Genomic DNA, 22,696 nt, shown 5'->3' on the forward strand with positions numbered 1-22,696 from the left:
GCGGCCGGGCACCCTCTCCCTCGGCCCCGCCCCCTCGACAGCCCGCCCCGGCCTGTCGGCGTCGGCTCCGATCGCCCCACTACCGTCGCTGACCTGCCCGTTCGCCCGCGACGGCCGGCCTCCAGGACCCCGCACCCCCAAAGTGGTGCCATAAAGAGCTCGAAGTGGCGCCATTTATGCGCCATGATGGGGCCATGGGTGGCGCACCGTCCGGCTTCGCAGGCCGACGAGGTGCGCGCTCCACGGGTTGGGCGGTTCATCACCAGGGGGTCGGATCATGGAACAGGCGCAGAGTCGGCAGCCGGCAACACCCAACGCCGTCACCGCCTTCGCCCGCTTCGTCGTCTGCGGCGGCGGGGTGGGACTCGGCTCCAGCTTCGCCGTGGCAGCCCTGGCCTCCTGGATACCGTGGGCCCTGGCCAACGCCGCGATCACCGTGATCTCCACGCTCCTCGCCACCGAACTGCACGCCCGTTTCACCTTCGGCGCGGGCGGGCGCGCGACCCGGCGCCAGCACCTGCAGTCGGCCGGCTCCGCGACGGCCGCGTACACGGCCACCTGCATGGCGATGCTCGCCCTGCGGCACCTGGCACCCGCCTCCGGCGCGGCGCTGGAACAGACCGTCTACCTCACGGCCTGCGCGCTCGCCGGCGCCGCCCGGTTCGCCGTGCTGCGCCTGGTCGTCTTCGCACGCCACCGCCCCCACACCACGCCCACCGCCCACGCCGCCCCCGCCGTACACGCGGCCATGACGCGCGCCGCGGCCCCGGCCGGCCCCGCGGAACTCTGCCGCGCTGCCTGAACACCGGCCCGCACCCCGGCGCACCCCGGGGGAGTCCGCCCCACGCCCCCGGCTCACCGCCTCCGGCGGAACACGCGGCCCGGCAGCGGGCCGGCGGCCACGACCTGCCCAAACCCCCTCCACACACACGGGTTGGGAAACGGCTGAGCTCTGCCCCGTGCGCGCCGCATAAGCTTTCGCCATGACCGACGAGTGGTACGTCCTCATCGAGGAGGACACCCGGGTGAGCCGGCGCGCCGACGGCGTCGACCTCAAACTGCACCGCTGGACGCTCGTCGCCACCCACCACGTCAGCGGAGGCGAAGCGCAGGCCGCCGCGACGGCCCAGGACGCTGCCCTGCACTACCTCCCCGGCATCCTCGCCCGCCACGCCCAGCCCGGCGACGAACCGGCCCGGCACGCCTTCCTCACCCAGGACGGCGCCTGGGTGGTGCGCCTGAGGCAGCGGCACCGCGAGTGCCACATACGCGTGAGCACCGCACGCCTCGTCCATGCGCAGGAGGAAACGCAGGCCCCGCCGAAATCCCTCAAGGAGAAGGTCCGCGGCGCCCTGGAGGGCCCGGCGCTGCCCGCGAAGCCGTGGACACCGGCACCCGAAGCCTGAGAAGTACCGGCGGTTCCCCTGATGTATCGCGCCGATCCGGGGTACACGGCTCGCCATGGCAGCCGAGACGGAGCACCTGATGTCCTTGCGGGCCACGCGGCAGCTGCGCCGGGTCCGCACCTTCTACGCGGCGGGAGTCCTGCTGTGGGCCGCGGCGGCGGCCTGGACGGGGTGGGCGCATCCCGGCAGCCGGCAGATGTGGGTCTCCGTCGCGCTCCTGGCGGTCTTCACCGGCCTGCTGGGCACGGCCTGGCTGTGGCTGCGGCGCCTCCAGGCCATCACCCCGGCACACAGGCCCGCCCATCACGCCGCCCCGCGCCGTGCGACAGCCCGCCGCCCCGCGAACGCCCGAACCGCCTGACCCGCCCGGCGCGAGGCCGATACCGGCCGACGTGCCGGCACGGGGGAGAGCACCTGCACCCGGGGCAGCCCTCAGGCAAGCCACCGGGCGCTGTGCCGGTGCCGTACGGGCTCGGCCTCGACGTCCAGCGCGGGCCACGCGCGCACCAGGCCCAGCTGACGCCGCAGCACCTGACGGGCGCGCCGCTCCTCGACGGAGGCCAGAGCCGCCACATCCCCTCCCCGTGTGTCACTGCGGGCGAGGCGGTACACGGCGACCGACCGCCGGACTTCCTGCGGTACGGGCTGCCGTCCCTCCAGCGCGGCGGAGCGCAGGCGCGCGGAGCTGTAGCGGAGCTCGCGCACCACGACGGCCCGCCACGGCCTCGTGCAAAGCGGGGCCGCCTGCCCGAAGCGGGCACCGCTGCGGCGCATGTGATGAGCGCTTCTGGCCATGTCCCACTCCTACCGCAGCACCCCACCGCGCCGCCGCCCCATTTTTCGCGGCTGATGCGCAACGCCCCGGCCAGGCTCGCCGCCGCTTGACCTCACTCACGCTCGAAGCCGTTGGGCGGGTGCCGACGGCGGGCACGTCGTCCGGAACGGACGTAGGCCCGGCACGGGGAGGCAGGGGAGAGGCTGCCCACGTTCACTCGTTGGGGGACTCCGTTGCCAGCGGGATACCGCACCGCAGGCAGCCGTTCGCGTGGTCATCCTGGCAGATGTAGCCGATGGCACCTTCCACGCACCATTCGGCGGCCTCCTCGGACAGCAGGTCGGGCCCGGCATGGAGCAGCCGACGAAATTCCGTGATGTCCGCAATGTCGGCCGGGCGGTTGGTGAACCACTCGTCGAACCAAGGCTCGTCCCGGCGCACGCGCCAGTGCGCATTCTCCCGGTCGTCGACAGCCGTAAGGAACCGATCGACGATGCGCCCCCAACTCGGAGCTCTGAACCAGCCGTTGTCGAACGCGCAGAAGAATTCGATCAGGGTTCGCAGGCCGAACTCCTTCTCGCGAAGGCGGTACGTTCGCCCCCAAGCGATCGCGTCCTGTGCCATCTCCGCGAGTTCTCCGCGCGGATCAACCTCGTGCGCCGGGTCGTCAGGGTCGTGGCAGGCCAGCCCGAGCTCGAGCACGGACTGCCCGGTCGGTAGAACCCGGGACGGGTTGACGACCGCGAGACCGAGACCGATCCAGTCGACATGGTCGAACGACAGCATCGAGCGCACGAGGCGGGTGGTTGCCGTGTTAATCCGCATCATCGTGCCGTCGTGCAGCGGACTCTTCCCGGCATGCCAGTTCTCGACGGGTGTGTTGCGCCACACGGCGAGCGTGATGCGGGTGGCAGCGAGCCACAGCAGGGCGTCGTCGTCGAGGTGCCCGAACCGCTTGGCACACTCCTGGGCGCCGTAAGTGATCAACTCTTCCGGTTTCGGCCACCTGTGGCTGTCGGGCCCTTCGGGCGCGTACTCATAGTCGCCGGCGTACTCGTCGAGGATCTCGCTCAACTCGGCTGCGCTGTCAGCCTCGCTGTACTCGGAGCCGTCCGGCCCCTCGACGGTGTACATATCGTGGTCCCAGGAGACGTACACGTCGCCCCAGAGCACGACGTCATCGCACTCGCTGGCGTTATCCGTCACAACCGGCCTGATGGTGATCGGGGCAGTACGCCCGTCGGTTCGCTCGCCGTCCTTCTCGGCGGCCCATGCGGTGATGACCCCGAGCGGCTTCGGAAGGAGAGGACCGACCTCGGTGATGCTGAACGGCTCGTCGTCGTCATCGGTGCCGAACCGGCTGTTGACGAACACGACCGCCTCGGAGGGCGTGCTGACGATGGACTGGCTACCACTCTCGTTGTCAACTACACGCCACAACGCCCTGTTCTTCACGGTGCTCTCCGATCGCGGTGAGTGCACCCGGGGCGGGTGCGGTGCGCCGGGTCGCTACTGACTCCGATTATGGGCTGATCAACCCGTCCGTAGTCCCGCAGGCGCTTGTCGGCGACGACGCTCGGGACGTTCGTGTGCAACCTGCTTTTCGCGACCGCAGCGACACAGCCGAGATCACGCAAAGTGCAACGGCGTGTCCGCGCAACCTGCGCCGCACGTCAACAGGAACTGTACGGTCTCAGACCGCGTGGCACGGTCTCAGTCGGTGGTGGTCTGCATTGATCAGCCGAAGTGTCGACTCGTCACATCGTTGGCGGTGCTGGCGACGGCTGGACCGCGCCGGTCGGCAGGCCGGCGGTCACCAACGCGATCGGTTGCGCAACTCAAACGATCAGCCCGTCCGAATACCAGAAACACTCCGACCCCCTCCCACCTCCTCATCAGTCGGCCCACCTCGGCGAGGGGGGCGCCGCACCGATGATCCTGCCGCTGACCCTCGACAGCTGGGAGTGGAGCGGCGCCAACGGCAGCTGGATGCCCCAAGAGGAATGGGACATCGCCGAGCGCCTACGGGACCGCTGCGCGACGCAGCTCACGATCGGCCGAGACGGCCTGCTGAACATCTTCGCCTGTCCCACCGAGCCCGGACACCCGCACCGATGGAGCCTCCAATAGGCCGGACAGAACTTCTCGGACCGGGGTGCTGTCAACCTGCCGTGAACCGTGGTCAGAGGGAGGGAAAGGGGCGCACGCGGGGAGCGTCCAGCGCGCTGAGGGGAACCGTCAGGCTCCCGGGCAGGCGGACCACAGACCGGCGCCGGCCTGGCGTGCGGCGGCCTGGGCCGTGGTCATCGTCTTCCAGTGCTTGTCGTTGGGTTCGTACAGCACGCTCTTGGCGTGGCCGCTTCGCACCAGGGACTCGTTGACGAAGACGCCTCGCTCGTTCCAGACGTAGAGCAGGTAGCGGCCGTAGCGGTCCTTCAGCTCGACATCAATCTCCGTGCGCAGCGTGGTGCCCGGTGGCAGCAGTTCGGCGGTCCGAGCCGTGGCCTGGCGGCTGAAACAGGCGCCCCGTTCGGGGGTGTCGATCTCGAGCAGGCGCACGCGGGCGACGTCGCCGGCCGGAACGACCCTGCCGGTGCCACGTACCTCGAGGGTGTCGCCGTCGATGACTCTGAGGACGACGGGCCCGGGCGGGGCGGCATGCGCGGGGGTGGCGGGCGCCATGAGGCCCAGGCTCAGCAGTGCGGTGGCGAGAGCCGGGGCGATGCCACGGCTGCGGGACAGGAAAGGCATGTCCAGCCCTTTCGATCAGTACGGCCACCGGCGGCCCCTGAGGGGAATGCGGCGGGCGAGGGAACGCTTCGTGCGCCGCGCGGGCGGGGCCCGCCGCCTCAGTGAGGGCGCGCTGATGAGCCGCTGGGCAAAGCCCTGTCGCGGCGCGCCGTGCGGCGCGGTGGGGGGTCGTACGGAGGCGGTCGGCCCCTGTACGGCCGCTGCGCTGAAGGGATCAGGGGGTCTTCGTGGGGGATCGTTTCGTGCTCTTGCTCCTGCTGCCCGTGCCGCTCTGGCTGGCGGGCGTGCTCTTCTGCCGCGGGGCTTCCTCGGCGCCGTCCGCGACGCTCCTCGCCGTCGCCGGCCGGTGCGATCCGGTCGGCCAGGTGAACTCGATCTCCAGCTCGATCTGCCCGTTGCCGACCTCGATCTCCATCTCGCTGTGCAGCTCGTCGGGGATCCGCAGGCTCAGCGTCCCGGAGCCGAGTTCCAGTTCGGCCTCCCCGCCTTCCCTGAGTGCCGCGGCGAGGGCGGTGAGCTGGTCGGCGGCCTCACGGCGTGACAGTGACCGCTTGTGCTCGAACTTGAGGTCCTTCATGCCGGTCTCCGATCGTGTGAAGCAAGCAGACAACTCCCATGCTGCTGCCATTCGCCGCATCGGACACCTCCTGGCCGCCACGGGTGAAAGCCCCGCCGGCCGGACCCCCGGCCCGCCCCGCACACCGGCGCCCGCCGTCCCTGCGGACGGAGCGAGCCGCCGACGGGAACAGCACCCCGCCCGAGCGTTCACCTTCACTCCATTGCAATGGACAGCGGCCAGGAGTGTTGCGTTAGCTCGATGTCATCGCAACGATTTACCTCATCCCACCTGCATTTACGGTCCATCTGCGCAACAAGGATGTTGCCACTTCCTTGAACGCAACGTAGCGTTTCCCTTATCGGAAACAGCGCTCCGGGCGACGGAGCGCACGATGCCTCAAGGAGAGCACCATGCAGAAGTTCGACACCCCCGCCCCGGTCTCGGCCGTCCTCGACATCCCCGCCGGGCGTATCCGGCTCATCGCCGCCGACCGGTCCGACACCACGGTGGAGGTCCTGCCCGCGGACGCCTCGAAGAGCCGCGACGTCACGACGGCGGCGAAGACCGAGGTCAGCTACGCCGACGGCGTCCTGCGCGTCGCGGTCCCCGAGGCCGCCCCCCGGATCCTGGGCGCTGCGGGGTCCGTCGAGGTCACCGTCCAGCTGCCGGCCGGCTCCCGTGTCGAGGCGAAGGCCGCCGCCGCCGAACTGCGGGGCGTGGGACGGCTCGGCGACGTCTCCTTCGACGCCGCGCAGGGCACGGTCAAGCTCGACGAGAGCGCGGCCACCGACCTCACCCTGCTGGCCGGAGAGGCCCGCATCGGCCGCCTGACCGGACCCGCCCACCTCACCACCCGGCAGGGCGACATCCACATCACCGAAGCCCTGCGCGGCACCCTCACCGTGCGCACCGAGAAGGGCGACATCACCATCGGCGCCGCCCGCGGCGTCTCCGCATCCCTGGACGCCGGCACCACCTACGGCCGCATCCACAACACCCTGCGCAACACCGACGGCCCCGCCCCCGACCTGGCCATCCACGCCACCACCGCCCACGGCGACATCACCGCCCGCAGCCTGTGAAAGGAGCACCCCAGGGCCCTGCGTTCCCCCCCCCCCCCGAGAGGAGGCCCGCACCGCGCACCGGGCCGGTCGTGGCCGGACGGCCCGGGCCTCCTGCGCCACCAGCCCCCCGCCCGCGGGGACCCCGCCACCCCTCGGCGGGGTCCCCGCGGTTCCGCACCGCGCGCGACCTGAGCGTCCGGCGATACCGCCGAGAGAGGGCCCCGTGCCGAGGGGCGATCGGTGCGAGCGGTCCGGCAGGTCGCAGCCGCCCAGACGCATTGGGCAGAAGAGCGCTACATAGGCGATGCCTTGCCCCGCGCAGGCCTCCAGGCCTCCAGGAACCGCCGGGTCCGGGCGGTGCGAGAGCCCGTACAGGTTCTGTCCGGCCGCCACCGGGGCGACCTCCTGTGCCCGGGCGAGCTGCCTGGTGGCGGGAAGTACCGCGCTTCCCGGCAGCAGACCACACGGGCGAGGCGGCCTCCCGCCCCCTCGCCGTGTCCCTGCCGGCCCTGCCGGACTTACCGGAGCCGCCGGCCTACCGGACCTGCCGACGCCGGGACCCTGTGAAAAATCTAACCGCCCGGACCTACGCCGCGAGCCCCTGCTCGCTGTCCATCGCCTTGGTCCAGGCCGTGACGAGAGCCTGGTAGATCCGCTGCTCATCGGAGGTGAGCGACCGCTGCTCCTCGTGCGCACGGGCCCACAGGCCGCGAATGGCGTTGTTGAGGGCAGTCGGTCCCGGGCGCTCTCTGTGTGTGGGTCTCTGGGGCATGCGTCCAGGGTAGGCGGGGGGTCCGACAGATACGGACGCCCCAGCCGTGGGATCCGCCACGTCCCGACCTGGGGGCGGGGCGTGAGCGGACAACTCCCCAAGGTGATCACCGGTGCCGGTGCAGACGGCCGGCAGTACAGGTCGTGGTGCCGTACGGGCCCGTCCCCGGCCGGCGCCTTCCGCGCCTCAGCGTCGTACGTGTCGCGCGCAGGCGTCCGTCCCGCACCCGTCGCACGTGGCGTCCGTACGCAGCATCCCGGCCGGGCCGCTTCGCACGCTCCACCGCTCACTCCGCGGCCGTCCCGCACACCTTCCACGGCGGCGCGGCGCGTGAGTTGCCCACCTGCGACCATGGAACCCGTAAGGCATCCTCCTCGCCCCCGCCGGGCGAGGCCGACCGGAAGGCACGCGGAACATGACCGGGCAACGCGACCGTTGGGCGGAATTGACCGGCGGACAAGCCGGAGAGGAATACGCCCGGCGCTTCGCACGGCTCGCCGCATCGGGCCACGACATCCACGGCGAAGCCTCCTTCTGCGCCGCACTGCTGAAGCCCCCCGCCCGAATCCTCGACGCCGGCTGCGGCACCGGCCGGATCGCGATCCGGCTCGCCGAACTGGGCCACCACTGCACCGGCGTGGACGTCGACTCCTCCATGCTCGCCGTCGCCCGCCGCCAGGCCCCCGACCAGGAGTGGATCCTCGGCGACCTCGCCCGTCTGGACACTCTCGGCCTGAACCCGGACTTCGACCTGGCACTCGCCGCCGGAAACGTCATCCCCCTGCTGGCCCCCGGCACCGAACAGGCCGTCCTGCGGCAGCTGGCCACCGCACTGCGCCCCGGCGGACTGCTGGTCACCGGTATGGGACTGGACGCGGCCCACCTGCCCCTGCCCGAACCGACCGTGACCCTGGAGGAGTTCGACCACTGGTGCACCCAGGCCGGACTGACCCTGCGCAGCCGCTACGCCACCTGGAGCGGCGACCCCTACCAGGCGGGCGGCGGCTACGCCGTCAGCGTGCACTCCCGCCCCGCCGGATAAGCCCCCGCGACCCCGTCCTTCATGAACCGCCCGGGCACCCGCCGCCGACCGGCCGCGCCGGCACGCCCGCGGGCGCCGGCCGCGGGAGGCGGGGACCTGCGGGCGCGGCGCACGTCAGGGGCTCAGCTGCTCCACGGTGCGGGTGAGGGAGTCGTAGTGCCGGGCGGATGCCCACTGCCCGCTCACGACACCCGGCGGCGTGCCGGCAGTGGGGGAGAACACCTCCTGGGCCGACACGCTCCACAAGGCGTCGCGCCCCCGGCCGAGCGTGACGTGGGGAGTCCAGCGCGCCGGGTCGAGCAGCGGGTTCGGCCTGGCGCTGTCCGGCGCGTCGCGCAGGATCCGCCACACCCTCTCCTGCAGACGCAGCAGGGCGTCGTCGGGCCGGACGGCCCAGGCCAGTACCCGCACGCGGCCGGAGAACCGCACCAGCCCGTCGAGACACAGCGGCACGGGCAGGGCCTCCGCCAGGACGCGCAGCAGCCGGGCGCGCGTCCGCGGCGGCAGCCGCCCGGCCGTGGCAAGGGTGAGATGGGGCCGGTTCGTCGCATGCCGGTGGCCCGCCTGACTGGGCAGCCCCCGCTCCGCCAGATACCGCCACACGTCCCGCACGGCACGCTCGGTCACCCCGTCCGGCAGCAGCTCCACACTGTGCACCCCGGCAGCCTACGGCCGAGCGGGTCGCCTACCAGGCCCATGGCGTCGTGGAGCCGCTGCCGGTGAAAGGGTCGAGGACGGTGCCGCCTTCGGGGCAGACCTGTACGAGCTGCTGCATGATCTCGACGGGCTTCTGGGTGATGTGGATCCGGTCCTTGCGGGGCTGGGAGGCGATGTAGTGGCCGGGCATGCTCGGCACCGACCAGCCGGCGCCGGCCCTGGTGTGGGACTCCCGCTTCGGCTGGCGCACCGCGATGAGCCGGCGGCACCCGATCGGCAGGCCCACGCAGACCGCGCCGGAAGGGGAGGGGATCCGCTACCTCGGCACCGGTCTGCGGCCCGACCCCGAAGAACTGCTCCAGGCCCTGCGTGATCAGCGCCGCGGCACCAAGCGCCCCAAGACGACCGCAGACGATCACACCACAGCAGCAAAGGCTGAGGAGGAGACGTGACAGAAGAGGAGCCGGAACCCGTCCATCTCTGATCTTGCGGCAGCGCGCGGTCCTTCAGGGTGATGGCAAAGCGTGCGCGCCGCCTTCAGCGCTGTGCGGATTGCTCCGCCTTCGCGAGTTGGATTCCGCCGCCCCGAAGCCCCCTGCGCCGGATCCGGCAGCGGTGCTGGACACGCGAAGGAGCTGTCAGGGCAGATTCCAGAGCACGAGGTGGTGGCCGTAGGCCACCGCCAGGCGGGTGTTGTCGGGGCTGAAGTCGAGGGATGTGATGGACGAGCCGTCGATGGCTTGCCGGAGCTGCGACGCGTCTTTGCCGTTCTTTGCGTCGAACGTGTGCAGGGGCTTGCGCGTGTGGGTGGACCAGATCTGTGTCTCGCCGGACAGGTTCCCGGCGGCTAGCAGTTTTCCATCCGGGCTGAACGCCAGGGAGATGACGTCGTCGGAGCCGAAGTCCAGTGCGCCGACCTGTCGGTGGCTTCGGGGGTTCCAGAGGCCGACCGTCTCCGAGCCGCCGACCGCCAGCAGGGCGCCGTCCGGGCTGGCCACGACGTCGCGTGAGGCCTCATCGGAATAAGCGGGGATAGTAGCGGTGATCCGGGACCGTCCGACGTCCCAGAAGCGCAGTTTGCCCGACGTGGTCACTGTGATGGCCGTACGGCCGCCGTCGGTGAGTACCACGCCGTCGAGGTCGCCCCATCCAGGGTCGGGGTCGTCTAGGGGCTGGCGTAGGACGGCGCTCCTGGCGCGGGTGCGGACGTCCCACAGGGTGATGGTCCGGTTCGAGGCCATGGCGAGGGTCCCGCCGTCCGCGCTGAACGCGAGGGTGTACGACGCGATGGCGTTCTGTTGTTCCTCGGGGGCCTGGATCTCGGCGCTCTTCTTGCGTCCCGCCACGTCCCACAGCGTGATGGTCACGGACTCGTCGACGCTCGCGAGCAGCCTGCCGTCCGGGGAGAACGCCAGGTCGCCAGTCGTTCCGGAGGAGCGCTCCGCGAGCGGGGAAACGGTGTTGAGGGTCGTGCCGTTGCAGAGCAGCACGACGCCCTGTCGGTCTCCGACAGCAACCAGTGCGCCGTCCCGGCTGAAGCGGGCGACGGTGAGATAGGACGGGAATTCCGCAGCCAGGGTGTATGCCGGTGTCCGTTCGGCCGCGGTCGACGCGGACGGTGACTCGGAGGGGTACGGTGATGATGTGCTCGGCGACGGTGAGCGCCCCGGGTTTTTCGACGACGCCTTGGTGAATCGGTCTGCGACCAGTGCCGTCGCCAGCGCCGCGCCGGCGCCCCCGAGTGCGAGCCCGCCGAGCAGCAGGGTCCGCCGGTCCGGGCGTGGGACCGGGCGCCGTGCGGGAAGCGGGTTCGCAGGTCGCATCCGCAGCGTGCCGGTCTGCGGCGCAGTGCTCTCCCCGCTCCGTACATCCGCCGCCCCGGGCAGGGTGAGCAGACGGGCGATTTCGGCGTGCTGTGTGTCGATCAGGGCGTGGACAGCGTCGGGCCACGGCCGTGCGGACGGCGGGACCGGCCCCAGCATGTCCATGAGCGCGCTTGGACTGGGCCGGGCCGCCGGGTCCTTGGCCAGGCACCGGAAGGTGAAGTCCCGCAGCAGATCTGGCATCCCCGTCAGGTCGGGCTCGCCATGCACCACGTCGTAGAGCGTCATGAGTGCCGACTCCCCCGCGAACGGGTTGTGCCCGGTGCCTGCTCGGACCAGTACCGCGCCGAGGGAAAACACATCGCTCGCGGGCGTGAGCTGTTGTCCCTGCGCCTGCTCCGGCGACATGAAGGCGGGTGAGCCGACCACCAGACCGGTCCGGGTGATATCCGTCCCAGCGGTGCCCGTGCCGCCGGGGTCCGTGGCCCGGGCGATGCCAAAGTCGATGACCCGGGGGCCGTCGGCCGCGAGCAGGACGTTCGACGGTTTGAAGTCCCGGTGGACCAGTCCCGCGCGGTGGATCTCCGTCAGGGCGGCCGCGAGCCCGGAGGCCAGCCGCACCAGTGCCCCGGTGGGAAGTGGTCCCGTCTTCTCGACGGCCTCGCTGAGGGCGGGCCCCGGTACGAAGACCGAGGCCAGCCAGGGCTGCGGTGCCTCGGCGTCCGCGTCGACCACGGCGGCTGTGTACGCGCCCGAGACCCGGCGGGACGCCCCGACCTCACGGCGGAAGCGTGCCCGGAACCCGGCGTCCTGGGTGAACTCCTCGTGGATCAGTTTGACCGCCACCAGTCGCCCGTCCGGCGACACCCCGAGAAGCACGCGCCCCATACCGCCCCGGCCGAGCTCCGCCACCAGCCGGAACGCACCGACGACGGGCCGCTCCGGCTCCCCCAGCAGTTCCATCGTCAGTCCATCGTCCTTCTCGGTTTCGAGAGGTTGGCGTTCAGAGAATTGGCGTCAGAGGATCGGTGGGTGTCCGAGGCGGATCATGCCACGTTGCGGCCACCGGGACAGCCCAGGTCCTCCAGCAGGATCCCGGCTGTGCTCGTCGTGACGTCGGTGAGAGGTGTCGCGTCCCCGGGGGGACCCCCGCGCCGCGGGGGGTGCTGCTTCTCCACCGAGGCGAGCAGAGTCTCCGGCTCCCGTGGGTGGGTGCCCAGGGTCACGACGACCACCTTGCTACGCGGCAGCGACGGCACAGCGGCGCACTCCAAGGGGCCGGTCGGCGGACTGCCGATGCTAACGCCACGCAACGGGGCCCGTGGCGGGTTCGGCGTAATCCCCGGTCCAGGACGGCCTCTTGCCTCCTGCTTCCCCCTGCGGCAAGTGTGTCCACCGCGAATGCGCGCGGCCCTACTGTCGAAGGTGCGGCTGGCGCCGGAGCGGCGGTGCACACGGCGCGGTCGACCCTGCTGCCTTACCCCCGGACTGACAGGGCTTGCCCAGACCGTTGACAGCAGCCGACCTCCGCGTGATGGCGGCCCAGAGCCGCATCACGTCCTCGGCGCAGAAGCGGTCGAGCACCCTCGCGCCCGCAGCCGCAGCCCGGCAGCGTCGAACTCGGACGCGACGGCGCGGACCTGCGGGCCATCGGGACCGTCAACGCGCTGACCACGGGCCGCCCGGGCGAGGCGGCGCGCATCGGCTGCCCCGTGTGGGCCGCCGTCGGATCGGAGGACCCGATCATGCCCGCCGCACAGCGCGACGCCTTCGCCGCCGAGATGCGGGCCGCAGGCGTCGACTGGCGCCTGATGGTCTACGGCGGAGCCCTGCACGCCTTCCACCACCCGCCGGTCGACCACACCGTGCTCCCCGGTGTCGGCTACCACCCCCAGCACGCACGCCGGGCATGGCACGACATCGTCGCCCTGCTCGCCGAGTGCCTCCCGCTGACGAAGTGACCCGCAGCGACCCGGGCATCCCGACCACGGACCTGATGGGACCCAACGCCTCCGGCTGCCCGGCCAGGACACGCGCAGCCCCCGACGGATACCCGGGCACTAGAGACTGCCGGCCCAGCCGAACGCCGCGCTGTAGGCGCGCTGGAACGCGTGCGAGCCCCGGTCGCCGTCAACGTGGACCCAGACCAGGGCGAGGCAGAACCAGAGCAGGAAGACACCCGAGACGACGCCCAGCGCGACGAACTCACCGAACCAGACCAGTGCCGCCAGGACCACCGCCACGATGACCAGGCCGACATGAGCGGCCCTGAAATCGAGGGCCGCCGACCTGCGCCGGTCCGCCCGTTCGGCCCGCTCGGCCGCGAGTCTGCGATCCCGCACGTCCTGAGGCTCGTTCTCGTCGAAATACATCCATCCCCCCCACAGCAACCCACGACCACACCACGCACGCCGCCCGTCCCCGCACACAAAGACCCACTCCGAACCGTCCGAGTTGCCCGCCGCCCCCTGCGACTGCCGAGCACCTGCGGCTTTGCCGACCGGACCGGCACGGGCCAGGGGCCACCGAGACGGTGGCCGATCGGGTCCGCTGCCGGCTCCGGCCCGCACCGCAGTCACCGGCCATCCCTTAGTCTGATCATCACACCGAAGAGGGATCATGAACGGAAACTCGCTGTTCCACGCCGCGGGGCTGGTCGTCAGCACGCTGATTCTGCTGCCGCTGCCGCTGCTCGTCCTGACGGGGCGTTCCCCCGACGGGTTGCGAAGCCGGCTCGCGGACCCGCGGTGGCTTGCCCTGGCCCTGACCGGCTTCTGGCTGCTCGTACTGTTCAACGCGCTGCCCCGGATCCTGGGGGCCGGCAGCGGTGTCATCACGGCCTGCGCCGCCCTGGGGGTACTCCTCGGACTCGGCGGCATCATGTGTTTCTTCAGAGCGGCATGGACGGCCGCTCAGGCCGCCCGCGCCGGCCGGCGACGCTAGGCCGTTTCTGTTGCTCGTGCCCGTCGGCCTCCGGCCCGGGGTTTCGCGTGGCCCCTCGGCCTGACGATATGTTTGTCGCTCGTGTGATCGACATCTGCCAACGGGGAGGCATGACATGTCAGATGAGAGAACGGGCCGCCAGGAAGCGGGAACGGGAACGCCGCGGCCCAGCACAGGAGCACGCGGTTGAGCGGCGGGCCGGGACCGGCGGGCGGGAACCAGGACTTCGCCTCGGCGCCCGCGCAGAAGACAGCCGCGGCCACCACGATCGAGACCGAACTCCAGCCGAACACACGAAAGGCTTCGGACCACGCGGATGAGGCCACGAACTCTCTGCGTAAAGGCTTCGGAGGCTGGGAGACGGCCGACGGGATGAAGACGGTCGCCGAAACCTGGGAGAAGCAGGTGAAGAACCTGATGGCCCGTCTGGAAAGTGAGAGGAACGCGCTGCGCGGGGCCTCAGGACTTATCGCACGCAACGACACCGGCCTGGGAAACGACTTGCGCGCTTCGACGTCGAAGCTGAACGGACTCTGAGGAGCTGCGATGCTGACGTATCACGAAGTCATGACCACCGACCTGGGGCTCCTGACGACGGCCGCCGCCAAGTGGGATTCGATGGCGGGCGAGTTCAAGAAGGTCGAGACCCGATACGGCGAGACCGTCCAGAAGATCACGATAGGCCCGAACTGGTCGGGTGTCAGCGCCGGGACCGCGCAGACGAATTTCACGGCCACCCGCTATGAGTACTCGGCCGCCCAGGCCCAGGCCAAAGCCATCGCGAGCCTGCTGAGGGACGCGCACGAGAAGTTCACCGATCTCAAAAAGAAGCTGCAGAGCGCGCGCGACGACGCGATAGCCGCCGGTATGACCGTCTCGGAACAGGGACACGTCACCTTCGACTCCTCCAAGCTCACCGAGGGTGAACGTCACGCCTACCACCACGACCCGGACTACCAGTCCTCGGTCCGCAAGGCCGTCAGCACGTGGCAGCAGCACATCGAAGACCGGGTGAAAGCCGTCTCGGAGACCGACGCGCACGTCAAGGCGGCCCTGAGCGCCGCCGTCGTCGACAGCAACAAGGACGCCTTCGGCCAAGGCAGCGGCAAGGACGCAGCCCTGAGCGGCTTCAACGCACACCCCGTGGGCGACCTGGACAAGGCCCCCAAGACCGTACGGGCCGACAAGACGGGGGACCCGGCGAAGACCGACGGCACCACCGTCACCGGGCCCGACGCCGGCTTCACGGTCAGCGGCGTCAAGTACGGCAAGGAGGGTTCCATCAAGGCGTACGCCGACCTCTTCCACGCCACCGCGAAGGGCGAGGAGAAATACGGCCGTCTGACTCTCTCCGGAGTCGACGAGATGTACGCGGGAGCCCGCGCCACCGGAAACCTGGGCTTCACCGACAAGGGATTCGTCGCCAAGGGCGAGGCGTCCGTGGGTATCCGGTCCCTCGTCGAAGGGCGGGCCGAGTACGGGCATGTCGGCGGCTACGGACGCCTCGAGGGATTCGCCGGAGCCGAGGCGGCCGTCAGCGCCAAGGCGACGAAGGAAGAGGTGACCGTCGGAGCCAAAGCCTTCGCGGGAGGCAAGATATCCGCCGCCGGAGGAGCGGAAGTGGCCGGGATCGGCGTGGGCGTGACCGGGGAGGGCTGGGCCGGCCCCGGCGCTGAAGCATGGTTCGGCTACAAGAAGGACGAGGAGACCGGCGCCTACAAGATCGGTGGAAAGGCGGGACTCTCCCCGGCCTATGGCGGAGCGGTGGGTCTCGAGATCACGGTGGATCCGGACAAGTTCTCCAAGGCGGCGGGCGACGCCGCCGACTTCGTCGGTGACACGGTGGATACGGTAGGGGACAAGACCGGCGACTTCGTCGACTGGCTGACCGGCTGATGCATCTCTTCCCGGAAGGAGGCCCCTGAATGCCCACATCTCTGCCGATGGCGATCGAATTCCGCCTGCCCGAGGGGTGGCTGCCTGCCCGGCCGGACGGCAGCGACCCGGAGATCGCGTTCGCGGCAGTGCATCCCGAGCCCGACGCCGGATTCGCCGCCAACATCACCCTAGAGGGCGGCTTTCCGCCGCAGGAGCGGACACTGGCCGAGCTCGCGGCCGAGTCCGTGGAACGCCTGGGCGCGGCCGCAGATGCGGTGACGGTCAGGGACCGTCGCGAATTCGGCGGCAGCGATACCCCCGGCTTGACCCAGCGGCTCGATTTCACGGCCGCCGCCGGCGATGCACACCGCGACCTCGTCCAGACGCAGGTCTACCTGTGCCTTACCGATGTCGGGGAACCGAGCAGGCGTGCGGTGCTCCGCCTCGCACTGACGGCGACGGCCACCCAGTACAACGGCGTGGTGGGCGACTTCCAGGAGTTCCTGCGAAGCGTGCGTCCGGATGCCGGAAAGGCTGTATAGCTGTGGGCCGCCTGTGGGACAAGTGGATGGGGACCCGTCACGCCGACGAAGGCAGCAGGGCGCTTCCCACTCAGGAACTACGAGCCGCGCTCCTCGCACTGAACGGCACGGGCGTGCCCTTCGGTGTGCGGGAGGCGGGCACCGGCGGGGCGGACCTGCTGGCGCAGTGGCGCTTCCTGGAGCCGGCCTCGGGCTCCGGTGTGACCCGCCGGCAGGTGGAACGGACCCTGAAGGTGTGGATGCGTCTGTGCCCGGCCGACCGTGAAGTGCGGGCCATGGACGAGCAGTGGGAGGTGACGCGAGCGGGCCCCCCACCCGGCCGGACCGTGACGCGTGCGCACGGCCGCGGGCCGATCCGAGGCGTGCACAAGGAATGGGCCCTGGAGAAGGGCCCCGACGGGCGCCGGCGCAGGGTCGAGACGTACAGCTTCGACTCACGCGACCTGAAGGACCCCCTGCGGAACACGGTTCTCGCGGCGGGGTGGACCTGGCGCGGGGTCTACAAGCTGTGACCTCAAGGACGCGCCCGGACCGAGCAGCCGCCTCGCGCGTGTCCACCCGCCGTGGACAAGAACGGCGGGGCGAGGACCCACCGCCGCGTCCAGGCCCCTGGCCCGCACTTCCCACCTCTCCCTGACCCAGGTCACCAGGCGGTGCCGCGCAGGGGCTCGGGAGAACGATGGCGAAGGACGGCAGGGTGTGGGCCGGGGGAGAGGCGGTGCGGCCTGCCCGGTGGGCAGTTGGGCCTCACCGATGATGGGGGAGCGGCCCGGACGTGCGGCGGCCGGCGGTGCCGTAACGGCTCACCGCATCACAACGACGCGTCCGTGGCGCCGCCGCGGCCGCTCAGAGGTGTCCGTTCACGAACTCCCTGACCTCGGCGGTGGTCATGACCCCCATGCCGTGCGCCACCGCCTCGCCCTGCTGCATCAGGACGCAGGACGGGGCTCCTGTGACCTCGTACCGCTTGGTCGCGGCCGGACAGCGCGTGATGTCGGCGCGGACGACCGTCAGGCGGCCCGCGTACTCGTCGGCGATGCCGCCCACGACGAGGTCCATCGTCCTGCAGGGCTCGATCGCCTTCGGCCATGTCCCGGTGAAGTACGCGAGCACCGGGACGGTGCTCATCTTGAGGATGAAATCGAACTCCGCGTCCTCACGGGGCTGGTGCACCCGCTTCGCCATGAAGGCTCCTGACCTCGTGTGGTGTCGTGCCACCCTCATCATCCCCCGCGCGATGCGACGGGACGGCCCGGACACCAGCGCTCCACCCGCGCCGCAGCCCCCTCGAACCGGAAGGAACGACGTCAGGGATGATCAGGCGACGACCAGCGCACGCATCCCCGACGGCGGCGGTCTCGAGACGACCCCAGCCGACGACGCCCCGACGAGGTGGGAGCGATGAGTTACCCCTTCCACGTGGCCGGCAGCCGCACGCTCATCCGGGAGCCGGGAGCCGGGAGCCGGGAGCCGGGAGCCGGGAGCCGGGAGCCGGGAGCCGGGAGCCGGGGATCGGGGTGGGCAGGACGTACGCCGCCGGCGCCGAGCAGACCGGAGACCTCCTGGGCGTGCCCACCGGCCTGGTCCACAGCGAGCGCCTCGGCGGAAGTGAGGTGGACCTGGAGGTGTTCCAGCGGTCCGCCCAGAAGCTGTACGGCGACTACTGCAACACCGACAACTTCATGCCGCACAACCTTCTCCGAGGGTTCCTGCCGGCCTCGATCGTCATGCTCGGCCCTCCTGGCCGGCCCCGGGGCTGCCCGGCGCAACCTAGAGCCTGCCGTTCGGGCGCGTGAACGCACCCCCCGGGGGAGAGCACGCTCGTCCGCACGACGAGGCAGCCGGCCCGCGGGGCCTCAGGACAGCCTGACGCTGGCGATCCGGGAGCGGTAGAACCTGCCCTCGTACCCGTAGTAGTCCAGGCCGCGGCGGTAGGTCGGGCTGCCCGCGGCGTCGAAGAACTGCACGTACTCGTTCCAGTAAAGATCCCTGCCCGGCTCCGGGTTCGTCACGTCCCTGGCCTGTACCCAGAAGAACTCGCCGTCGGCGGCACGGGAGAAGGACTTCACCCCGTAGCTGGCCGGCCGGATGTTCGTCAGGGCGAGGGTCTGCTTGTCGACGGTCCACAGGGCGCCGGCGCCGTTCAGGATGAGCCGGCCCGCGTCGGTGAAGTCCATGTCGAGGCTGTGACCGTGGAAGACGGTGTCCCACACGTGCTTGTCGACGAGCTCGATCCTGGAGTTCCGCAGCGTGCCGGTGATGCGGTACTTGGCGAGCGTCCACGACCCCAGGGCGTACAGGTACGAGCCGTCCCACCACAGGCCGTGCGCGCCCGAGAAGCTGATCCGCTGGACCGGCGCGAGCGTGCCGGGCGCGTCCGCGTCCGTTGGCGCGTACACGGTCAGAAAGCCCTCGTAGTCCACCTCGGGCGAGCTCTGCGACGAGGCCACCACCACCAGACCGTGGCTGCGGACGTACTCGACTGCGTGCGGGTTGCCGTACGGCGTCGCGGACCACAACAGGGCGTCGTCGTCACCGAAGTTGACCATGCCGACCCTGCCGCCGCCGGCGGCGACGAGGCACACCCAGCCGTAGCGGTCGCTCTCGCGGAACCGCGCGTCGCCGAGCCGCTCCCAGGCGCTCTCGGCGGGCGCCGCCCACGACCATCCCAGGTTCTCGGGCCGCCATTCCTTGTAGGCGCGAAACAGCATGACCTTGTTCTTCACCTGCTCCGTCACGAGCACGTCGTAGTTGCCCGCCGCGTGCGCGGGCGTCGCGGCGGCGACGGACGCAAGCGGCGCCCCCAGGCCGATCGCGGCAGCGCTCTTCAGCAAGGTTCGTCGGTTCACGATATGTCCCCCCCGGGATGATCAAGGCCGGCCGACAAGCTAACACGGGCCACCGGATCGCCCGCTGGCGGCGATGCCGCTGCACGGAGCCGGGGAACGATCCGCATCGCCCACCGGCGGACGGGCGCGCGCTGCGCCTATCGAAGGCACCACCGCGCCCCCACGCCTTGGATTCCAAGGCGAGCGTGGGTCATCCCTGGCAACCGCGCCCCATGCCAGGCAGGGTGTGACGTGATGAGCTTCGACGACGAGATGTCCCACGCCCCGTCCTACGCCCGCCACGACACGCTGGAAGGGCTGCTGCAGCGCGGCCGGGGGCTGGGCGCGGAGCGCGCACAGGGCGACCCCGGGGCCGCCGCGCCACTCGTCTACGACGGGATCCGCCGGGACTGGAAGTGGGATTCCCAGACCGACGACCGCACCCTCTACCAAGCGCGCCTGATCCGCGACTTGCAGCTGTCACCGGCGCCGGTGGTCGACCAGCTGGCAGGAGACGAGGAGGAGTGCTCGCGGGCCACAGGTGTGCTGAAGCTGCTCGCCCTCGCCGGTTCGCACGAGGCCCGCCAGGGGCTTCGTGCGTACATCCGGGAAGGCAAGCACTGGGTCTGCGTACTGGAGTCGGTCGCGGGCGGCTGGCCGGCCCAGTGGTAGGAGGACCTGGGCGAGGTGGCGCGCGCCCGGATCGCGGGGGAGGAGGATCTTGCGTGGTCTCTCGAGCCGTGGAGCAGGTTCGGGATCGAGGTGCCGGGACGCCGGCTCCCTCCCCGGCCCTGCCTCGGCGGGCTGAGCGACGAGGAGCTCCTCGTTCTGCTGGCCGCCAACGGCACGGAGTTCAACACCAAGATCCAGGCACTGCGTACGCTGGCCGGGCGGGAGCCGGCCGAGGGACTGATCCCGCTCGTACCCTCGCTCGGGACCCCGGACGGCCGCCGGCCCCTGCCCCTGCTCCGGCGAGCGGTCAACCGCCTGGGAGCCCTCGCCGTGCCGGCGGCGCGCGGGTGGGCCGCGGACGGGCGGGAGTGGCTGGCCCAGCTGGGAGCGGACGTCCTGGCCGAACACCCCGGGCCGGAGGCGCTACCAGGGCTCGTGGACGAACTCGCCGAACAGTGGAAGGCGCGCGCCTGGTGCGGCCCCGACACGACGGCGAGGAGACTGGCCCGCTTCGGCCCCGAAGCCGCCGACGCCGTGCCCGTCCTGTGGCGCTACTGGCGGCACACCCCGCACTCCTACGAGCGCGCCGACTACCTGCAGGCGCTCGGCGCGATCGACCCCTCCGGCTTGGACGACGCGTACACCGAGTCGCTCTGGGACTGCGAGGAGCGCTCACGGCTGACGGCCATCGCCTGGGCACCCCACCACCCGCGGACCCTGCAGCGGATCAGAGCGCTCCGCGACGACCCGATGGAAACATCAGAGGTACGGGCCGCTGCCGGAGCACGACTGGCCCGCGCGCCCAGCCCCGCGTTTCCCTGACCCACTCGGACCGAAGGGGCGGCCACCAGGTGGCTTCCCCCTTCCCGCGTTTCTGACTCACGTGCCGTGAAAAGCATGGGAAGCCAGGCGGCTTCGAGGATGCGGCCGACCGAACCAGGGCGTCTCCCGTGGGCCGACCGTCACCCCGGCACGGGGCACGGCACGGTCACGCGCGACAGCCGCCCCGCCCAGGCACACGCTCAAGCCGGCCCCTGGCCCCTGCCAGGTTCAGTTGACCGGCATGCCGATGCCCGGCAGCCACAGCCGGCCGCGGTCGTTGACCGTCAGCTCCCAGGCCACCAGCTCGTCCGGGCAGACCGACCCGCGGCCGCGGACGTCGGCGACCAGCAGCCGGGCCGCCGACCTCGCCGCCCCAGGGTCCTCCTCCGCGAACACCGCCCGCCACCAGCCGCGCTCGCGCACCTGCCAGCCCCGCTCCCGCATCATCTCCTCCCAGCCCGGCTCCTCGGCCGTGGTCCGGTGGTCCACCATCAGCGACAGCTGCCCGCTGTCCTGGCTGTAGCCCACCCGCAGGTGCCGCGGCCAGTCCCGCGCACACCCCACGACGAAGGACGCCCAGTCGCCCGGCACCTGCACCGGCAGCTGCTCCATCCACGAGTCCAGGAGCAGTGTGAGCGAGGACTCCAGGTGCTCCCAGGACGCGGCCGTGTGGTGCCCGTCCCAGCGCCAGGCGGGCCAGTCGCGCTCCGGCCCCCGGTGCAGCAGCCAGAGGTAGGGGAGCGCGTCGAAGCCGTGCGGCTGCCCCGGCTGCCAGCTGACCGAACCCGACTCCACGACGGTGTACTCGCGCCCGTGCAGGTCCGATGCCTTGTGCACCGAGAGCGTGGCGCCCTGCGGGCCGCCCGCCAGCAGCACCACATGCTCGCCGGTGTGCCAGCGCACGCTGGGGCCGGCGGCCGAACCGCCGTACAGGGTGGGCTCGCCGAGCTCGGCCGCCACCGCTTCGTACACCGGCCGCAGCGCCGCCTGCCGCGCGGCACGGCCGTGCCCGGGCGGGTACGGGGCGACGAGCACGGCAGGCGCGTCCAGGTGTGCGTCGGGGCGGTCGCGCAGGTCGCGTGCGCGGGCGGCCGCACCCGCGGGACCGGGAAGGGAGGGGGACGTGCCGATGATCATGACTCCATCCTGCCAGGAGGGTCTTGTCGTCGGACTGCAAGCCCCAGGCCGTCTCCCACAAGCCCGCCCCTGCCCCTGCCCGCGTGGTCCTTCCCGGCGGCGGTACTGGACCGCGTCCCGGCAGCACTCACCTGCACCGACCGAGCAGACGGCACCGGAGTCCCCACCGGCCCCCTACCGGTTCGGGCCGCGGAACAGGGAGAACGTCTTCGTGAGCGCCTTCAGCGGTGAGGCGTGCTGCTCGGCCGCAGCCGACGCGGGCATCCGGGGTGCGTCGTTGCCGCTGGTCGCCTCGGCGAGCGCGGCGTGCTTCGACCCGGCCGCTTTCACCGCCTGGACCACCGCCGGTCCCGCGCCATCGTTCCTCGGCGACCTCGGCCAGGTCCACCTCCGTCACGGTGACCTCGACGGAGCCCTCGCCGCGTGGAGCGAATTCATCGACTGCGCCGAGGGCGTCCAGTCCGTGAAGATCACCGACACGCTCACCGACCTGCGCGTACGGCTCTCCCGCTACGACAAGGCCCCAGGCGTAACCGAACCGGACGGGCGAGCGGCGACGCCGCTGTGACGCGAGATGGTGTGCTTGAGGCATCAGCTGACTGGCCATCTGGGTCACTCGAGCCTCTCTGGTGTGTATGGCGGACTCGGTGAAAGTCGCGCTGCACCGCTTCCGATCCAGCCGTCGCCCCGCCTCGTCCGAGGGGGGAGGTGCTCCTGGACTTCGAGGACTTCACCACGCGCCGGTTGGACTGGGTGGCCGCCTGGTGGAACACCTCCCACCGCCCCGGGCCGTTGAAAGGGCCGGTCCCCGCTTCAGATGGGGGAGGCGGAGCCGACGCCGCGGCGCGAGATCGGCGCGGACGTTCACCCTGGAGGACGACGGTCGGGCCCCGGGGGGCTCGCCACCAAGGGCGTCCGCTTCAGGAGCCGCGATGACGTGGCGGCGTGGATGACGGACCTGGTCGGTGAGCGGTTCCGGCGCGCACCACCTGACGAGGGCCGCCTGTGTGGCTCGGTCCGGTCCT

Annotated in this window: 28 protein-coding genes and 2 pseudogenes; 17 read left to right on the forward strand and 13 right to left on the reverse strand. The window is 71.3% G+C overall.

The genetic code is table 11. The features are described from left to right. Positions 1 to 277: 277 nt before the first annotated feature. The 3 genes from ACZ68P_RS26750 to ACZ68P_RS26760 all read left to right on the forward strand — a co-directional run bounded on the left by ACZ68P_RS26750 (position 278) and on the right by ACZ68P_RS26760 (position 1,767). Positions 278 to 802, forward strand: a complete 525-nt coding sequence (locus ACZ68P_RS26750; protein ID WP_471010440.1) for a GtrA domain-containing protein — start codon at positions 278 to 280, stop codon at positions 800 to 802. A gap of 181 nt (positions 803 to 983) precedes the next feature. After that, the gene (locus ACZ68P_RS26755; RefSeq protein ID WP_471010443.1) at positions 984 to 1,406 is read left to right on the forward strand and encodes a hypothetical protein; all 423 of its coding nucleotides are present in this window, start codon (positions 984 to 986) and stop codon (positions 1,404 to 1,406) included. Between the two features lie 55 nt (positions 1,407 to 1,461). Next, positions 1,462 to 1,767, forward strand: a complete 306-nt coding sequence (locus ACZ68P_RS26760) for a hypothetical protein (protein WP_471010445.1) — start codon at positions 1,462 to 1,464, stop codon at positions 1,765 to 1,767. A 71-nt stretch (positions 1,768 to 1,838) separates the two neighbouring features. Here the strand turns inward: ACZ68P_RS26760 and ACZ68P_RS26765 are convergent, their stop codons facing one another. After that, positions 1,839 to 2,201 carry a hypothetical protein gene (locus ACZ68P_RS26765; protein ID WP_471010447.1) on the reverse strand — a complete coding sequence of 121 codons (363 nt, stop codon included), beginning with the start codon at positions 2,199 to 2,201 and terminating at the stop codon, positions 1,839 to 1,841. A 193-nt stretch (positions 2,202 to 2,394) separates the two neighbouring features. Beyond that, entirely contained in the window at positions 2,395 to 3,636 is a 1,242-nt protein-coding gene (locus ACZ68P_RS26770; protein ID WP_471010449.1) for a hypothetical protein, read from the reverse strand. 477 nt (positions 3,637 to 4,113) lie between these two features. On the opposite strand from ACZ68P_RS26770, the gene ACZ68P_RS26775 reads away from it, so the two are divergent. Then, on the forward strand, positions 4,114 to 4,311 hold the full coding sequence (locus ACZ68P_RS26775; RefSeq protein WP_471010450.1) for a hypothetical protein: 198 nt from the start codon (positions 4,114 to 4,116) through the stop codon (positions 4,309 to 4,311). Positions 4,312 to 4,419: 108 nt separating this feature from the next. On the opposite strand, the gene ACZ68P_RS26780 is transcribed toward ACZ68P_RS26775, so the two are convergent. Continuing rightward, positions 4,420 to 4,932 carry a thermonuclease family protein gene (locus tag ACZ68P_RS26780; protein WP_365722584.1) on the reverse strand — a complete coding sequence of 171 codons (513 nt, stop codon included), beginning with the start codon at positions 4,930 to 4,932 and terminating at the stop codon, positions 4,420 to 4,422. A 214-nt stretch (positions 4,933 to 5,146) separates the two neighbouring features. Further along, positions 5,147 to 5,509: an amphi-Trp domain-containing protein gene (locus ACZ68P_RS26785; protein WP_471010452.1), complete on the reverse strand. Its 363-nt coding sequence runs from the start codon at positions 5,507 to 5,509 to the stop codon at positions 5,147 to 5,149. A gap of 392 nt (positions 5,510 to 5,901) precedes the next feature. Between ACZ68P_RS26785 and ACZ68P_RS26790 the strand changes: the two genes are divergently transcribed. Beyond that, complete coding sequence (locus ACZ68P_RS26790; protein WP_471010453.1) at positions 5,902 to 6,573, forward strand: DUF4097 family beta strand repeat-containing protein; 672 nt, start codon at positions 5,902 to 5,904, stop codon at positions 6,571 to 6,573. Between the two features lie 568 nt (positions 6,574 to 7,141). On the opposite strand, the gene ACZ68P_RS26795 is transcribed toward ACZ68P_RS26790, so the two are convergent. Continuing rightward, positions 7,142 to 7,327: a hypothetical protein gene (locus ACZ68P_RS26795; protein WP_365721752.1), complete on the reverse strand. Its 186-nt coding sequence runs from the start codon at positions 7,325 to 7,327 to the stop codon at positions 7,142 to 7,144. 415 nt (positions 7,328 to 7,742) lie between these two features. Between ACZ68P_RS26795 and ACZ68P_RS26800 the strand changes: the two genes are divergently transcribed. After that, entirely contained in the window at positions 7,743 to 8,369 is a 627-nt protein-coding gene (locus ACZ68P_RS26800; RefSeq protein WP_471010456.1) for a class I SAM-dependent methyltransferase, read from the forward strand. A gap of 114 nt (positions 8,370 to 8,483) precedes the next feature. On the opposite strand, the gene ACZ68P_RS26805 is transcribed toward ACZ68P_RS26800, so the two are convergent. Then, the gene (locus tag ACZ68P_RS26805; protein WP_471010459.1) at positions 8,484 to 9,026 is read right to left on the reverse strand and encodes a 2'-5' RNA ligase family protein; all 543 of its coding nucleotides are present in this window, start codon (positions 9,024 to 9,026) and stop codon (positions 8,484 to 8,486) included. A gap of 46 nt (positions 9,027 to 9,072) precedes the next feature. After that, positions 9,073 to 9,216, reverse strand: a pseudogene (locus ACZ68P_RS26810) (DNA methyltransferase); the annotation flags it as partial. Here ACZ68P_RS26810 and ACZ68P_RS26815 point away from each other — a divergent pair. After that, positions 9,215 to 9,478, forward strand: coding sequence for a hypothetical protein (locus tag ACZ68P_RS26815; protein WP_471010461.1), 264 nt, complete (start codon positions 9,215 to 9,217; stop codon positions 9,476 to 9,478). The pseudogene ACZ68P_RS26810 and the gene ACZ68P_RS26815 sit on opposite strands and share 2 nt — an antisense overlap. 186 nt (positions 9,479 to 9,664) lie before the next feature. Here ACZ68P_RS26815 and ACZ68P_RS26820 read toward each other — a convergent pair whose 3' ends face one another. After that, positions 9,665 to 11,812 carry a WD40 repeat domain-containing serine/threonine protein kinase gene (locus tag ACZ68P_RS26820; protein WP_471010464.1) on the reverse strand — a complete coding sequence of 716 codons (2,148 nt, stop codon included), beginning with the start codon at positions 11,810 to 11,812 and terminating at the stop codon, positions 9,665 to 9,667. Positions 11,813 to 11,895: 83 nt separating this feature from the next. Beyond that, a complete protein-coding gene (locus tag ACZ68P_RS26825; RefSeq protein WP_471010467.1) occupies positions 11,896 to 12,075 on the reverse strand; it encodes a hypothetical protein in 180 nt (59 codons plus the stop codon). Positions 12,076 to 12,459: 384 nt separating this feature from the next. Here ACZ68P_RS26825 and ACZ68P_RS26830 point away from each other — a divergent pair. Further along, a pseudogene (locus tag ACZ68P_RS26830) lies at positions 12,460 to 12,810 on the forward strand (dienelactone hydrolase family protein); the annotation flags it as partial. Between the two features lie 99 nt (positions 12,811 to 12,909). Here ACZ68P_RS26830 and ACZ68P_RS26835 read toward each other — a convergent pair. Then, the gene (locus tag ACZ68P_RS26835; RefSeq protein ID WP_471010470.1) at positions 12,910 to 13,191 is read right to left on the reverse strand and encodes a hypothetical protein; all 282 of its coding nucleotides are present in this window, start codon (positions 13,189 to 13,191) and stop codon (positions 12,910 to 12,912) included. A gap of 277 nt (positions 13,192 to 13,468) precedes the next feature. On the opposite strand from ACZ68P_RS26835, the gene ACZ68P_RS26840 reads away from it, so the two are divergent. The 5 genes from ACZ68P_RS26840 to ACZ68P_RS26860 all read left to right on the forward strand — a co-directional run bounded on the left by ACZ68P_RS26840 (position 13,469) and on the right by ACZ68P_RS26860 (position 16,724). Continuing rightward, complete coding sequence (locus ACZ68P_RS26840) at positions 13,469 to 13,792, forward strand: hypothetical protein (protein WP_471010473.1); 324 nt, start codon at positions 13,469 to 13,471, stop codon at positions 13,790 to 13,792. Positions 13,793 to 13,978: 186 nt separating this feature from the next. After that, the gene (locus tag ACZ68P_RS26845) at positions 13,979 to 14,329 is read left to right on the forward strand and encodes a hypothetical protein (protein ID WP_471010475.1); all 351 of its coding nucleotides are present in this window, start codon (positions 13,979 to 13,981) and stop codon (positions 14,327 to 14,329) included. 9 nt (positions 14,330 to 14,338) lie between these two features. Continuing rightward, the gene (locus ACZ68P_RS26850; protein ID WP_471010477.1) at positions 14,339 to 15,688 is read left to right on the forward strand and encodes a hypothetical protein; all 1,350 of its coding nucleotides are present in this window, start codon (positions 14,339 to 14,341) and stop codon (positions 15,686 to 15,688) included. 29 nt (positions 15,689 to 15,717) lie between these two features. Further along, complete coding sequence (locus tag ACZ68P_RS26855) at positions 15,718 to 16,212, forward strand: hypothetical protein (protein ID WP_471010479.1); 495 nt, start codon at positions 15,718 to 15,720, stop codon at positions 16,210 to 16,212. Positions 16,213 to 16,238: 26 nt separating this feature from the next. Continuing rightward, positions 16,239 to 16,724: a hypothetical protein gene (locus ACZ68P_RS26860; protein ID WP_471010481.1), complete on the forward strand. Its 486-nt coding sequence runs from the start codon at positions 16,239 to 16,241 to the stop codon at positions 16,722 to 16,724. 334 nt (positions 16,725 to 17,058) lie between these two features. Here ACZ68P_RS26860 and ACZ68P_RS26865 read toward each other — a convergent pair whose 3' ends face one another. Beyond that, positions 17,059 to 17,397: a thioredoxin family protein gene (locus ACZ68P_RS26865; protein WP_471010483.1), complete on the reverse strand. Its 339-nt coding sequence runs from the start codon at positions 17,395 to 17,397 to the stop codon at positions 17,059 to 17,061. Between the two features lie 128 nt (positions 17,398 to 17,525). On the opposite strand from ACZ68P_RS26865, the gene ACZ68P_RS26870 reads away from it, so the two are divergent. Then, on the forward strand, positions 17,526 to 18,008 hold the full coding sequence (locus ACZ68P_RS26870) for a DUF6086 family protein (protein ID WP_471010485.1): 483 nt from the start codon (positions 17,526 to 17,528) through the stop codon (positions 18,006 to 18,008). A gap of 60 nt (positions 18,009 to 18,068) precedes the next feature. Here ACZ68P_RS26870 and ACZ68P_RS26875 read toward each other — a convergent pair whose 3' ends face one another. Then, the gene (locus ACZ68P_RS26875) at positions 18,069 to 19,061 is read right to left on the reverse strand and encodes a hypothetical protein (RefSeq protein WP_471010488.1); all 993 of its coding nucleotides are present in this window, start codon (positions 19,059 to 19,061) and stop codon (positions 18,069 to 18,071) included. Positions 19,062 to 19,295: 234 nt separating this feature from the next. On the opposite strand from ACZ68P_RS26875, the gene ACZ68P_RS26880 reads away from it, so the two are divergent. Next, positions 19,296 to 19,712, forward strand: a complete 417-nt coding sequence (locus ACZ68P_RS26880) for a hypothetical protein (protein WP_471010490.1) — start codon at positions 19,296 to 19,298, stop codon at positions 19,710 to 19,712. A gap of 15 nt (positions 19,713 to 19,727) precedes the next feature. Continuing rightward, positions 19,728 to 20,534, forward strand: coding sequence for a hypothetical protein (locus ACZ68P_RS26885; protein WP_471010491.1), 807 nt, complete (start codon positions 19,728 to 19,730; stop codon positions 20,532 to 20,534). Positions 20,535 to 20,762: 228 nt separating this feature from the next. Here the strand turns inward: ACZ68P_RS26885 and ACZ68P_RS26890 are convergent, their stop codons facing one another. Then, positions 20,763 to 21,671, reverse strand: coding sequence for a hypothetical protein (locus ACZ68P_RS26890; protein WP_471010494.1), 909 nt, complete (start codon positions 21,669 to 21,671; stop codon positions 20,763 to 20,765). A gap of 211 nt (positions 21,672 to 21,882) precedes the next feature. Between ACZ68P_RS26890 and ACZ68P_RS26895 the strand changes: the two genes are divergently transcribed. Then, positions 21,883 to 22,239: a hypothetical protein gene (locus ACZ68P_RS26895; protein ID WP_471010496.1), complete on the forward strand. Its 357-nt coding sequence runs from the start codon at positions 21,883 to 21,885 to the stop codon at positions 22,237 to 22,239. Positions 22,240 to 22,696: the final 457 nt, after the last annotated feature.

It is taken from the genome of Streptomyces sp. NPDC036822 (assembly GCF_055609145.1).